Below are 12,606 nucleotides of genomic sequence, written 5' to 3' on the forward strand. Positions count from 1 at the left end.
CGATTTGGATGCCCGACCTCGTGTCGGGCTTTTTTTCGCCTGCGCTTGATGCGGCCTTACGCCGCCTTGTCGCCGCGCGCCTTCGCGGCGGCCCCTCGTGCGTTCTTCTTCAGATGCGTGCGGTTGTATTCGATCGCCGCGCGCACGAGGTGCTTCAACGCCCGCTTGTCGATGTTGTCGCCTTCGAAGAAATCGATCGCGCGCCGCGCATTGCCTTCGAGACCATCGTTGAACAACTGGTCGGGATCGGGCAGTTTCGCACCGTGCATGAAGGTCAGCTTCACCTTGCCCTTGTGCGCGTTCGCGACCGCGATCATCCCGTCGCACGACCACACGGGGCTGCCCATCCACTTCCATTCCTCGACGATGCCTTCGTCGGCCGCGAGGATCGTCTGGCGAAGCTCGGCGAACGTCTTGCGGCGCCAGTCGGTGATGCCGGCGATCAGTGCGTCGATGCGCTCGGACGGTTGCAGCTCCGTTGCACTCATGCGCGGGCCTCCGTTTGCGTGTCAGGACGCGACAACACCTGTTCGAGCGACTCGAAGAACCGTACCCAGCCATACTGCGCGCCGCGGTACGCCTGCTCCTGGTCGGGGCGGAAGCCGACCTGCTCCATGCGCAGGTGCGTGCCGGCCGGCGTCGGCGTGAGCGTCCACGTGACGACGCTTTCGAGGCCGTGGGCCGCCCACGAATAGGACAGCGTACGGTGCGGCTCGATCGCGAGGACCGTGCAGTCGACCGAGCCCCAGTCCGCGCGAAAGGTGAATGCACGGCCCGCGACGGGCTCGAAGTCGCTCTTCATCAGCCACGCCTCGATCAGGTGCGGTTGCGTGAGCGCGCGCCAGATCTTCTCCGGCGGATGCGCCAGCTCCCGGTCGACGACGACGGAGCGCGTTTCGGTAGAGGCTTGGTTCATTACTGATCCATCCTTTTGAGCAGATCTTCGAGGGCATCGAACCGGTTCTGCCAGAAGCCTGCCATCTGGCTCGTCCAGTCGATCAGCGGGGCCAGCGCCTGCGGCTGTGCGCTGTAGTGCGTCTGCCGGCCTTCGTGACGGTCGTTCACGAGCCCGGCTTGCTTCAGTACGCCCAAATGCTTCGATACCGCCGGCTGCGACACGCCCGCATGGGCGGTCAGCGCGGCAACCGTCAGTTCGCCCTCCGCGCAGAGTCGCTCGAAAAGCGCACGGCGCGTGGGGTCGGCGAGTGTCCGGAAAAGCGTGTCCTGAGCGTTTTGCATATCCTTCAATCCATAANNTTATGGATTGAAGGATATGCGCTGATCGGCCCGCGTCAAGGCGGGATTTCATGAATGACGTGGCCCGATCCCAAGCGACCGGCGCGTGCGTCGCACCGGCTCTCGTCGACGCCCGATTCGAGCATTTCCTCTAATCCGCGATGCCGCCGCTCGATCCGAAAGCGGCCTGCAAGACTGGCCGATGCGCTGTTCCACAGTTCGGGAAACGTCCGAGCTTCGCCGGCCCCGTTGTTGTGCATGCGCGCAACCGTTCCTGACGAGTCGCTTCCAATGACCACATAGTGCGATACGGCGTGTCGCCATTGACACGCAAACGCCATGCATCCACGCGCCCCTTCCTTCCACGACCGCGCACATTCCGCTGCCGCAACGAACGAGTCGTGCGTGTGAGCGACGCGCGTTGCCGCGCCGTCGTACCGCGAACCGGTTCCGCGCATCGGCTTCGCCATTGCCGGCGCGTCCGACGCCGTGCATGCAGTCATGCCTTCCGTTGTCAGAACTGACAGCTATGGAAAATGGCAGCTACCCGAACGGCACCGACGCCCTACGCTCGTCACCGCTCGCGGCCCCACAAGGGCCGGGGGTTCCAGTAACGTCGCCTCTCCTAAAAAGGACTCCCGATGAAAAGGAACGCCTGGTTTGCCCTTCCCCTTCCGTCGCCCCGCCGCCTCGCGTGCGTGGCACCGCTCGTGTTCGCCGCCGCAGCAGCGCACGCGGCGACGGATTGGGTCGATACTCATACGAAGGCCTTTCTGACCGGCCCGCAGTTGATGGCGCGCAGTGCAGCGCCGTCGCTCGAACTGGCAGCCGGTGAAACGACCAACGTCGTCGTCAGCCTGAAGCTGCGCAACGCCGCGCAGCTCAAGCAACTGGCGCGCGACGTGAACCGGCCCGGCAGCGCGCATTACCGCCAGTACCTGACGCACGAGCAGTTCCTCGCGAACTACGCGCCGACCGACGCGCAGGTGAAGTCGGTCGTCGATTATCTGCACAAGAGCGGCTTCACGAATGTCGAGGTCGCGCCGAACCGGCTGCTGATCTCCGCCAGCGGCACGGCCGGCACGGTGAAGGCCGCGTTCAACACGTCGCTCGTGCACTTCGAGTACGCGGGCCGTTCGGGCTTCGCCAATACGTCGACCGCGCAAGTGCCGCGCGCGCTCGGCGACGTGGTCGGCTCGGTGCTCGGGCTGCAAAGTGTCGCGCGGGCGCGGCCGATGCTGCGCATCGGCAACGTGGCGAAGCCGCAGGCGCTCGCGGCCGGTACGGCGACGGGCCACTATCCGAAGGAATTTCCGGGCCTCTACAACGCGACCGGCGTGCCGACCGCGGCCGGCGTGACCGTCGGCATCATCACGATCGGCGGCGTGTCGCAAACGCTGCAGGACCTGAAGCAGTTCACGTCGAGCAACGGCTACGGCACGGTCACCACTCAGACCGTCAAGACCAACGGCACGGGCGGCAGCTACAGCGACGATCAGGACGGCCAGGGCGAATGGGATCTCGACAGCCAGTCGATCGTGGGCTCGGCCGGCGGCCAGGTCGGCAAGCTCGTGTTCTACATGGCGGATCTCAACGCCGCCGGCAACACGGGCCTCACGCAGGCGTTCAACCGCGCGGTGTCGGACAACACCGCGAAGGTGATCAACGTGTCGCTCGGCTGGTGCGAAACCGATGCGGACGCGGACGGCACGCTCGACGCCGAGGAGCAGATCTTCACGACGGCAGCCGCGCAAGGCCAGACGTTCTCGGTATCGTCGGGCGACGAAGGCGTGTACGAGTGCAACAACCGCGGCTATCCGGACGGCTCGAACTACACGGTGTCGTGGCCGGCTTCGTCGCCGCACGTGCTCGCGATCGGCGGCACGACGCTCTACACGACGTCGGCCGGCGCGTTCTCGAACGAGACGGTGTGGAACGAAGGGCTCGATTCGAACGGCAAGCTGTGGGCGACGGGCGGCGGCGTCAGCACGATCCTGCCCGCGCCGTCGTGGCAGTCGGGCAGCAATCGCCAGTTGCCGGACGTCGCGTTCGATGCCGCGCAAAGCACGGGCGCGTACATCTACAACTACGGCCAGTTGCAACAGATCGGCGGCACGAGCCTCGCCGCGCCGATCTTCACGGGCTTCTGGGCACGCCTGCTCGCGGCGAACGGCACGGGCCTCGGCTTCCCGGCCGCCAACTTCTATGCGGACATTCCGTCGCATCCGTCGCTCGTGCGCTATGACGTCGTGTCGGGCAACAACGGCTACCAGGGGTATGGCTACAAGGCCGGCACCGGCTGGGATCTGACGACCGGCTTCGGCAGCCTGAACATCGCGAACCTCAACCAGCTGATCAAGTCGGGCGGGTTCTGAGCGATGCATGAAGACCGGCGCGCGGCGATGGCTTGCCGCGCGCCGGTTGTGATCGTCCCGCACGCTACTCCGTCGCCGGTTCCTCCACGCGTTCCGACACGACCGGCGCGCCGGTCCGATGCGACGGCGCGAACAGCCGCAGCCCGCTCGCGACGCTCGCCGCGCCCGCGAAACCCGCACCGAGCATCAACGCAAGCGTCGGCCCGTGGCGGCCCGCGATCCCGAACGACAGCGCCACCAGCGCCGCGCCCGTCGCCTGACCGATCAGCCGCGCGGTCGCGATGATCCCGCTCGCGCCGCCGCTGCGCTCGGGCGGCGCGCTCGACATCAGCGCCTTCAGGTTCGGCGACTGGAAGAAGCCGAAGCCCGCGCCGCACAGCATCATCCGCCAGCCGATGTCGACGACGCCCGGCGACGCCGGCAGCGCGGCAAGCGACACCATGCCCGCACTCAGCAACGCCAGGCCGATCGCGCCGAGCAATCCGGGCGGGTAACGATCCGACAGCCGCCCCGCGATCGGCGCGGCGAGCGCGACGATCGCCGACCACGGCGTCATCAGGAATCCCGTCTCGACCGCGTTGCGATGCAGGACGGTTTCGAAATAGAACGGCAGCGACACGAACGCGAGCCCCTGCGCGGCGAACGCGCACACGGCAGTCAGCGCGGACAGCGTGAACACGGGCCGGCGGAACAGGTCGACCGGCAGCATCGGCGCCGGATGCCCGGCCTGGCGGCGGATCAGCAGCCAGCCGAATGCGAATGCCACCGCGGCCGCCGCGAACACGACCGACAGCGGCCCGCGCTGCGCGAATTCGCCGAGCGCGAAAATCAGCGACGCGAACGTGATCACGTTGAACAGCGCGGCCACCGGATCGAACGCATGCTTGCCGCGCGCCGTCTGCGGCAGCGACGGAATCGCCACCGCGAGCGCGAACACGCCGAGCGGCACGTTCATCGCGAACAGCCACGGCCACGCGGCCACCGACAGGATCAGCGACGCGATCGTCGGCCCCACCGCGAACGACACACCGACGACGAGCGCGTTGAAGCCGACGCCGCGCCCGAGCCGGTGCGCGGGAAACAGGCCGCGGATCAGCGCGACGTTGACGCTCATGATCGCGCTCGCGCCGAAGCCCTGCACGATGCGCGCGGCCGTCAGCATCGGCAGCGTCGCCGCGAGCGAACATCCGAGCGACGCCAGCGTGAACACCGCCAGCCCGGCGACATACACGCGCTTGTGGCCGACGATGTCGCCGAGCGACGCGAACGGCAGCAGCGTCGCGACCATCGCGAGCTGGTACGCGTTGATGATCCATACGGACGCGGCCGGCGACGCATGCAGGTCGGTCGCGATGGCGGGCAGCGCGGTGTTCGCGATCGCGGTGTCGAGCGTCGCGAGCGCGACGGCCAGCAGCACGGCGGACATCGCGCGCCAGTTGACGGCCGGCTCGCGCGCGCCGGCGGGGGAAGCGAATTCGGACAAGATGGGCTCGGCTGACGAGCGACGCGTGGCGCCGCGGATTGAGCGGCGCGGCACCGGATGCTCCGTGCAGCAGCGATGGAGTACGCGGCACCGCGACCCGTATTGTTGCAGAGCCGTATCGAACGTGCAGGCGAGCGCTTCGTCAGTCAGCGAAACGAAAGCTTCGGCACGCCGCGCCGCGCGCGCGGCATCATCGAAGAAGCAACGATCGGCGGGCTCGCGGCCTGCCGGACGGCGTTCGGCCGGCCGCCGCTATTTACGACACCGCACGCCGTGCATTGCGGCCGCGCAGCCATTCGAGCGCGAGCAGCAGGCTCGTCGAGAAGATGATCAGGATCGTTGCGAGCGCAGCGATCGTCGGGCTGATGTTTTCGCGGATGCCCGTGAACATCTGGCGCGGCAGCGTCGTCTGGTCGGCGCCCGCGAGGAACAGCGTGACGACCACTTCGTCGAACGACGTCGCGAACGCGAACAGCGCGCCCGACATCACGCCCGGCGCGATCACCGGCAGCGTCACGCGGAAGAAGGTCGTGACCGGATTCGCGCCGAGCGACAGGCTCGCGCGCACGAGGTTATGGTTGAAGCCCTGCAGCGTCGCGGCCACCGTCGTCACGACGAACGGCACACCAAGCGCCGCGTGCGCGGCGATCAGCCCCGTGTAGGTATTCGCGAGCCCGAGCGGTGCGAAGAACAGGTACATGCCGACGCCAACCACGACGACGGGCACGATCATCGGCGACAACAGTACGGCCATCAGCAGCCCCTTGCCGCGGAAGTCGGCTTTCGTCAGGCCGATGGCCGCGAGCGTGCCGAGCACGGTCGCGACGACGGTCGCCGACGGCGCGACGATGAAGCTGTTCTTCGCGGCCATCCGCCACTCGTCCGAGGCGAGCAGGTTCTCGTACCAGCGCGTCGAGAAACCCGGGATCGGATAGACGAGGAACGTGCTCGACGAGAACGACAGCGGCACGATCGCGAGCACCGGCAGGATCAGGTACAGCAGCGTCAGCACGACGAGCACGCGCAGCGCGACGTACCACGCGCGCTCGACGAACGACATGTGTGGCGCGAACAGCGGCCTGGCGAGTTTCATGATCGGCATCCCCTTCCCGTTTCCCTGTGCCCGGCGCTCAGCCGAGGCTCACGTTGGTGCGCGTGAAGCGCCCGTACACCGCATACAGCACGAGCGTCGCCGCGAGCAGCAGCCCGCCGAGCGCACACGCCATGCCCCAGTTGATCGTCACGTTCGTGAAGTACGCGACGTAGTAGCTGACCATCTGGTCGTTCGGCCCGCCGAGCAGCGCGGGCGTGATGTAGTAGCCGATCGCGAGGATGAACACGAGCAGCGCGCCCGCGCCGACGCCCGGATAGGTCTGCGGCACGTACACGCGCCAGAACGCGGCGAACGGATGGCTGCCGAGCGACACCGCCGCGCGCTGATAGGTCGGCGGGATCGACTTCATCACGCTGTAGAGCGGCAGGATCATGAACGGCAGCAGGATGTGCGTCATCGAGATGTACACGCCGACGCGGTTGAACAGCAGCGTCAGCGGATGCGAGATCAGCCCGCTGCCGAGCAGCGCCGTGTTGATGAGCCCTTCGCTTTGAAGCAGCACGATCCATGCGGCGACGCGCACGAGCACCGATGTCCAGAACGGAATCAGCACGAGGATCATCACGAGGTTCGCGCGCCGTTCCGACAGCGTCGAGATCCAGTACGCGAGCGGATAGCCGAGCAGCAGCGCGAACAGCGTGACGGCCACGCCGATCACGAACGTGCGCCCGAAGATCGCGAGGTAGATCGACTGGTCGGGATCGGCCTGCACGATATGGCCGAAGCCGTCCTGCTTGTGATCGAGCGCGGCGAGCAGGTAGAACGGCGACACCTGGCTGCCGTTCTTCGCGATCGACTGCCAGTATGCGACGTCGCCCCAGCGCGCATCGAGATCGATGAATTTCGCGCGGGTCTGCGCGGGCGTCAGCGCCGCGTCGCCCGCGTTACCGTCGCCCTTCAGCGGCATCGCACGCGCCGTCTTCGCGACGAGCGAGCGATAGCCGGGAATCTCGGTGTTCAGGCGCCGCGCGAGCGCGCCCATCGCCTCGCTGTCGGCCACCTTCGTCATGTCGGCCGCGAGCGCGACATAGGCCGCATCCGCCGGCGGCGTCTTGCGGTCCCATCCCGACAACGCGGCGACCGTGTTCGGCAACGCGGTCGCGATCTCCGGGTTCTGCACCGCGCGCGTGAGCAGCGTGCCGATCGGCACGACGAAAATCAGCAGCAGGAAAATCGCGAGCGGCGCGATCAGCAGCAGCGCCATCGTGCGCTTGCGGGACTCGGCGGCCTTCAGCTCGCGCTTGAGCGCGGCGGTCGACGGCGAGGAAGGCGCGATCGTCATCGTATCCAACGGTTTTCTCCGGCCGGGCACGTTCCGGCGGAATGCCGCGCGACGCGATCGACGCGTCGCGCGGCCGGTTGCATCACGACACCCGTGAGGATGCCTGACCGGTTACTTCGTTGCCCACGCGGCGAAGCGCTGTTCGAGCTCGTCGCTGTGGTCGGTCCAGAAGCCGATGTCCTCCAGTACCGCGTTCTTGCCGTTGGCCGGCGAGTTCGGCAAGTTGGCGAGCGTCTTCGCGTCGAGCGACTTGATCGCGGCGACGTTCGTCGGGCCGTACGCGATGTGCTGCGCATACGCCTGCTGCGGCTTCGGCGTCAGCGAGTAAGCGATGTACTGCTCGGCCAGCGGCTTGTTCGGCGAGCCCTTCGGAATCGCCCAGTAGTCGAGGTCGTAGATGCTGCCGTTCCACACGACCTTCAGGTTCTTGCCTTCCTTCTGCGCGGCGTCGATGCGGCCGTTGTACGCGGTCGACATCACGACGTCGCCGGCCACCAGGAACTGCGGCGGCTGCGCGCCCGCTTCCCACCACTGGATGTACGGCTTCAGCTCGTCGAGCTTCTTGAACGCGCGATCCTGGCCGGCCTTCGTGCCGAGCACCTTGTAGACGTCCTTCGTCGCGACGCCGTCGGCCATCAGCGCGAATTCGAGGTTGTACCGCGCGCCCTTGCGCATCCCGCGCTTGCCGGGGAATTTCTTCACGTTCCAGAAATCGGCCCAGCCGGTCGGCGCCGACTTCAGCTTGTCCGCGTTGTACGACAGTGCGGTCGACCACACGAAGAAGCCCACGCCGCACACCTGCGGCGCTTCCGGAATCAGGTCGGATTTCTTCGCGATCTTCGACCAGTCGAGCTTCTCGTACAGCCCTTCGTCGCAGCCGCGGTTCAGGTCGCCCGATTCGACTTCGACCACGTCCCAGTTGACGTGCTTCGCCTCGACCATCGCCTTCACCTTCGCCTGCTCGCCGTTGTACTCGACGGCCGTGACCTTGTTGCCGGTCGCCTTCTCGAACGGCTGGTTGAACGCGACCTTCTGCGCGTCGCCGTTCGCGCCGCCGAAGTTGACGACCGTGAGCTCGGCGGCGGTGGCCGATGCACCGAACGCGACCAGTGCCAGCGCGAGCGCCGTGCGGCGGGCGGTAAAGCTTGCTCGTTTCATGATGGTTCCTCTCCTCTCGTGGTGGAAGTAGGCTTTGTTGTTGACGACGTGCTGCGGAAAACCGGGTAAACCATGCTCACGCGAACACGCGCAGGTGTTCGGGCGAGAACGCAAGCGAGACCGGTGCGCCGGGCGAGAACGCGTCGAGCGCGCCGGTGCCGAGCGGCACCTTCACGAAGCATTCGTCCTGGCCCGGCAGTGCGCAGCGCATGCGCACGTGATCGCCGAAATAGATGAGGCTGCGCGCCTCTCCGCTCACGCAATTGGCGGCGGTGCCATTCGCGCCGTTCGCGCCGTGTGTGGCAAGACTCATGCGCTCGGGGCGGATGCACGCGACGGCCGATGCGCCCTCGGCGGCTTCGCCGATATGGCGGCCGACGAGCTTCGTGCCGTCGTCGAGCCGGAATTCGCAGAATTCGCCGTCGACGCGCGCGATGGTGCCGCGCAGCCGGTTGCTGTCGCCGATGAAGTTCGCGACGAATTCGTTGCATGGCGATTCGTACAGGCGGTCGACGGTGTCGAGTTGCTGCACGATGCCCTTGTCGAACACGGCGACGCGATCGGACATCGTCAACGCCTCGCCCTGGTCGTGGGTCACGTACACGAAGGTCACGCCGAGCTTTTCGTGCAGCGCCTTCAGTTCGTACTGCATGTGTTCGCGCAGCTGCTTGTCGAGCGCGCCGAGCGGCTCGTCCATCAGCACCAGCTTCGGCTCGAACACGAGCGCGCGGGCCAGCGCGATGCGCTGCTGCTGGCCGCCCGACAGTTGCGCCGGATAGCGTTTCGCGAAGCGTTCCATCTGCACCATCTTCAGCGCATGCGCGACGCGCTCCGCGCGCTCGGCGGGCGGCAGCTTGCGCACCGTCAGCGGATACGCGACGTTCTGCTCGACCGTCAGGTGCGGAAACAGCGCGTAGTTCTGGAACACCATGCCGATGTTGCGCTTGTGCGGCGGCACGTTGTTCAGCAGCTCGCCGTCGAGGCGGATCTCGCCGCCGGTCGGGAATTCGAAGCCGGCGAGCATCATCAGGCAGGTCGTCTTGCCCGAGCCGGACGGCCCGAGCAGCGTCAGGAATTCCCCTCGGTGGATGTCGAGGTCGAGCGATTTGACGACCAGCGTCTCGCCGTCGTAGGTCTTCCGCACGCCGCGAAAGCTGACGATCACATCATCGGACTTCATCGTGGCTGTCCCCTTGCTGCGCAACAAAACGTTTATGAACGCCCCCAAACCTGTCGCTGCGCGCCAGGCCCCCCGAGGGGTCAAGAAAACTTGGGGCGGCCCGGCGTTTTCTTGTGAGACGGACCGACTATACGGCCCGCACGGTTCTATACTAGGGAACCATTTCAATATTCCTAGTAGGACCACTTTGGATACCGTGATCCTCGCCGACTGGCTGTCCGCCCGTCTGGACCGCAACTCGCCCGAACCGATGTACCGGCAACTGCTGCAATTGATGCAGCAGGCCATCCTGACCGGGGAATTGGGGCCCGGCACAAAGCTGCCGAGTTCGCGCACGCTCGCGGGCGACCTGTCGATCGCGCGCAATACGGTGCTGCACGTGTACGACCAGTTGACGGCCGAAGGCTACGTGCTGACGACGACCGGCAGCGGCACCTACGTGGCCGACACGCGGCCGGACGCCGCGGCGATCCGTGCGCCGGGCGCCGCGCCGCCGCCGCCGGCCGTCGACGAACTGCCGCCGCCCGACGCACAGGGCAGCTTGTCGATGCGCGGGCGGCAACTGGTCGAGCATGCGGGCGTGTCGCGGCGCCAGTGGGGGGCGTTCATGCCGGGCGTGCCGGACGTGGCGGAATTCCCGAGCCGCACGTGGAGCCGGCTGCAGGCGCGGCTGTGGAAGGAGGCCAATCCGGAACTGCTGACGTATGCGCCGGGCGGCGGCTACCGGCCGCTGCGGCGCGCGCTCGCCGACTACCTGCGCGTCGCGCGCTCGGTCAAATGCTCGCCGGACCAGGTGATCATCACGACCGGTATTCATCAGTCGATCGATCTCGCGGTGCGGCTGCTGTCCGACATCGGCGATCGCGCGTGGGTCGAGGAACCGTGCTACTGGGGCGTGCGCAGCGTGCTGCAGGCGGCCGGCCTCACGCTCGCGCCGGTGCCGGTCGACCAGGAAGGGCTCGACCCGCGCGCGAGCGACATGCAGCATCCGCCGCGGCTCGTGCTCGTCACGCCGTCGCATCAGTACCCGCTCGGGATGGTGATGAGCCTCGCGCGGCGCCGCATGCTGCTCGAATATGCGCGCCAGCACCGCTGCTGGATCATCGAGGACGACTACGACAGCGAATTCCGTTACGGCAGCCGCCCGCTCGCGTCGCTGCAGGGGCTCGACGAGGGTGGCCGCGTGATCTATGTCGGCAGTCTCGGCAAGATGCTGTTCCCGGGGTTGCGGATGGGCTACATGGTCGTACCCGAGCATCTGGTCGACACCTTCCGCACCGGGCTGTCGGAGCTGTATCGGGAAGGCCAGCTGATGCAGCAGGCCGTGCTCGCCGAATTCATCATGGACGGCCACCTCACTTCGCACGTCAGACGAATGCGCACGCTGTACGGCGAGCGCCGGCAACTGATGATCGACGCGATCCGCGCGCGCTTCGGCGACGCGCTGCCGGTGATGGGCGACGAGGCCGGCCTGCATCTGGTGCTCGGCCTGCCCGACGCGTGCGACGATCGCGCGGTCACGCAGAGCGCATTCGACGCGGGCGTGATCGTGCGCCCGCTCACCAGCTACTACAGCAACCTCGATACCGCGCGGCAGGGTTTGTTGCTCGGCTATGCATGCGTCGCGCACGAAAGCATCCGCCCCGCGTTCGACACGCTCGCCGATACCATCGAGCAACATCTGCCGCGGAACGTCACACGCGCCGCGTGAAGCCTGCCGCACACGGCGGCGCCCGGTTCGTCAATGCGCGCTGCCCGCTCCGCGATCGAGCGACGCCGCGCGCACGGCTTCGCCGGGCTTCGTGAACACACGCTGCCGCAGTGCGGCGATCTGCGCGTCGCGATCCTGCGGCGACAGGCCGGCCGACTCGATCTGCTCACGCTGCGCCGCGTAGTCCGAGTAACGGCTCTGCCACGATGCATCGTCCTGCTGCATCTGCGCGACGCGCGCGGCGGCTTCGGGGCCGAGCGTCTGCGTCAATTGCGCGCGCATCGCGTCGGGCGTCGCGCCGCGCTTCTGCAATTGCGCGATCTGGTCGATCGCGGCGCGCTGCCGGTCCACCTGCTGCCGCGCCGCGCGTTCGTCGGCCGGCATCTGCTGCTCGAGCGCCGCGAGCCGCTCGGCCTTCTGCGCGTCGGTCAATGAGCGATCCTGGGCAATCTTCAATCGCGCGAGGTCATAGCGCTGACGCCACTGCTCCGCGCCGAAGAACGGCTGGCTCCAGTCGCCGAGCGTGCGATACGCGATCGACGCGCGCTGGTCGAGCGCGAGCTGCAACGCGCCCAGGTCAGCCTTGTCGACCGCACCGGCATCGCTCAATTTGGCGAGCGCATCGAGATACGCGCGGTACCGGCGCCACACGTCGAGCGCCTCGGCCTGCGCGACCGAACCGTCGAGCTGCGCGGCAATCTCGCGCACGACGAACGCATCGAGCGCGGCCGCGCTCAGGTCGCTCTGTGCGGTCAGGCAATAGTCGAAGAAATCGCGCACTGCGCGCGATTTCGCGAGATGGCCGCCCGCATCGAGCGGCAGGCGCGGCGCGCTGGAACCGGCGAGCGACGTCGGCAACCCCGCACTGGCCGGTACGGCCGGCTGGGGCGCAGCGGCCGCCACGCCGCCCGTCGCGGCCGCATCCGGCACGTCAGCCGCGGCGCCCGTGCCGCGATGCGATCCCGCAGCGCTCCACATCGCGACGCCGGCAATCGCCGCCAGTCCCACGACACCGTAGATTGCAGCGCGCCGCGCCAGCGGCGCGCGCCCTTCACGTGCCGCCATCG

General features: G+C 67.5%; 12 protein-coding genes. 2 read left to right on the forward strand and 10 right to left on the reverse strand.

The window, feature by feature from the left end:
• Nucleotides 1-56 precede the first annotated feature (56 nt).
• The 4 genes from A9Z05_RS13265 to A9Z05_RS36910 all read right to left on the reverse strand — a co-directional run bounded on the left by A9Z05_RS13265 (nt 57) and on the right by A9Z05_RS36910 (nt 1,496).
• Complete coding sequence (locus A9Z05_RS13265) at nt 57-488, reverse strand: DUF1801 domain-containing protein (protein WP_069618475.1); 432 nt, start codon at nt 486-488, stop codon at nt 57-59.
• Complete coding sequence (locus A9Z05_RS13270) at nt 485-916, reverse strand: SRPBCC domain-containing protein (RefSeq protein WP_069618476.1); 432 nt, start codon at nt 914-916, stop codon at nt 485-487. The genes A9Z05_RS13265 and A9Z05_RS13270 overlap by 4 nt, the downstream gene beginning before the upstream one ends.
• Nucleotides 916-1,239, reverse strand: coding sequence for a helix-turn-helix transcriptional regulator (locus tag A9Z05_RS13275; protein ID WP_059837851.1), 324 nt, complete (start codon nt 1,237-1,239; stop codon nt 916-918). Before A9Z05_RS13275 ends, A9Z05_RS13270 begins: the two co-directional genes overlap by 1 nt.
• A 53-nt stretch (nt 1,240-1,292) precedes the next feature.
• Nucleotides 1,293-1,496 (reverse strand): hypothetical protein, encoded by a 204-nt coding sequence (locus A9Z05_RS36910; protein WP_176730202.1) that lies wholly within the window; start codon nt 1,494-1,496, stop codon nt 1,293-1,295.
• A gap of 381 nt (nt 1,497-1,877) precedes the next feature.
• Between A9Z05_RS36910 and A9Z05_RS13280 the strand changes: the two genes are divergently transcribed.
• Nucleotides 1,878-3,611, forward strand: coding sequence for a protease pro-enzyme activation domain-containing protein (locus A9Z05_RS13280; RefSeq protein WP_069618477.1), 1,734 nt, complete (start codon nt 1,878-1,880; stop codon nt 3,609-3,611).
• A 64-nt stretch (nt 3,612-3,675) separates the two neighbouring features.
• Here A9Z05_RS13280 and A9Z05_RS13285 read toward each other — a convergent pair whose 3' ends face one another.
• The 5 genes from A9Z05_RS13285 to A9Z05_RS13305 all read right to left on the reverse strand — a co-directional run bounded on the left by A9Z05_RS13285 (nt 3,676) and on the right by A9Z05_RS13305 (nt 9,828).
• Nucleotides 3,676-5,094 (reverse strand): MFS transporter, encoded by a 1,419-nt coding sequence (locus A9Z05_RS13285; RefSeq protein WP_084044230.1) that lies wholly within the window; start codon nt 5,092-5,094, stop codon nt 3,676-3,678.
• 256 nt (nt 5,095-5,350) lie between these two features.
• Nucleotides 5,351-6,187, reverse strand: a complete 837-nt coding sequence (locus A9Z05_RS13290) for an ABC transporter permease (protein WP_050011405.1) — start codon at nt 6,185-6,187, stop codon at nt 5,351-5,353.
• 37 nt (nt 6,188-6,224) lie between these two features.
• The gene (locus A9Z05_RS13295) at nt 6,225-7,490 is read right to left on the reverse strand and encodes an ABC transporter permease (RefSeq protein WP_069618665.1); all 1,266 of its coding nucleotides are present in this window, start codon (nt 7,488-7,490) and stop codon (nt 6,225-6,227) included.
• A 111-nt stretch (nt 7,491-7,601) separates the two neighbouring features.
• Entirely contained in the window at nt 7,602-8,648 is a 1,047-nt protein-coding gene (locus A9Z05_RS13300; RefSeq protein WP_069618478.1) for an ABC transporter substrate-binding protein, read from the reverse strand.
• A 76-nt stretch (nt 8,649-8,724) separates the two neighbouring features.
• Complete coding sequence (locus tag A9Z05_RS13305) at nt 8,725-9,828, reverse strand: ABC transporter ATP-binding protein (protein ID WP_069618479.1); 1,104 nt, start codon at nt 9,826-9,828, stop codon at nt 8,725-8,727.
• A gap of 187 nt (nt 9,829-10,015) precedes the next feature.
• Here A9Z05_RS13305 and A9Z05_RS13310 point away from each other — a divergent pair, with 187 nt between their 5' ends.
• Nucleotides 10,016-11,539, forward strand: coding sequence for a PLP-dependent aminotransferase family protein (locus A9Z05_RS13310; protein ID WP_069618480.1), 1,524 nt, complete (start codon nt 10,016-10,018; stop codon nt 11,537-11,539).
• A 30-nt stretch (nt 11,540-11,569) separates the two neighbouring features.
• On the opposite strand, the gene A9Z05_RS13315 is transcribed toward A9Z05_RS13310, so the two are convergent.
• Nucleotides 11,570-12,604 carry a lipase secretion chaperone gene (locus tag A9Z05_RS13315; RefSeq protein WP_069618481.1) on the reverse strand — a complete coding sequence of 345 codons (1,035 nt, stop codon included), beginning with the start codon at nt 12,602-12,604 and terminating at the stop codon, nt 11,570-11,572.
• Nucleotides 12,605-12,606: the final 2 nt, after the last annotated feature.

Source organism: Burkholderia sp. A2, assembly GCF_001729305.1.
Lineage (GTDB): Bacteria > Pseudomonadota > Gammaproteobacteria > Burkholderiales > Burkholderiaceae > Burkholderia > Burkholderia sola.

Coding starts and splice junctions, on each gene's coding strand:
- A9Z05_RS13265 (WP_069618475.1), bottom strand. CDS start 488: ATGAGTGCAACGGAGCTGCAACCGTCCGAGCGCATCGACGCACTGATC.
- A9Z05_RS13270 (WP_069618476.1), bottom strand. CDS start 916: ATGAACCAAGCCTCTACCGAAACGCGCTCCGTCGTCGTCGACCGGGAG.
- A9Z05_RS13275 (WP_059837851.1), bottom strand. CDS start 1,239: ATGCAAAACGCTCAGGACACGCTTTTCCGGACACTCGCCGACCCCACG.
- A9Z05_RS36910 (WP_176730202.1), bottom strand. CDS start 1,496: ATGCACAACAACGGGGCCGGCGAAGCTCGGACGTTTCCCGAACTGTGG.
- A9Z05_RS13280 (WP_069618477.1), top strand. CDS start 1,878: ATGAAAAGGAACGCCTGGTTTGCCCTTCCCCTTCCGTCGCCCCGCCGC.
- A9Z05_RS13290 (WP_050011405.1), bottom strand. CDS start 6,187: ATGAAACTCGCCAGGCCGCTGTTCGCGCCACACATGTCGTTCGTCGAG.
- A9Z05_RS13295 (WP_069618665.1), bottom strand. CDS start 7,490: ATGACGATCGCGCCTTCCTCGCCGTCGACCGCCGCGCTCAAGCGCGAG.
- A9Z05_RS13300 (WP_069618478.1), bottom strand. CDS start 8,648: ATGAAACGAGCAAGCTTTACCGCCCGCCGCACGGCGCTCGCGCTGGCA.
- A9Z05_RS13305 (WP_069618479.1), bottom strand. CDS start 9,828: ATGAAGTCCGATGATGTGATCGTCAGCTTTCGCGGCGTGCGGAAGACC.
- A9Z05_RS13315 (WP_069618481.1), bottom strand. CDS start 12,604: ATGGCGGCACGTGAAGGGCGCGCGCCGCTGGCGCGGCGCGCTGCAATC.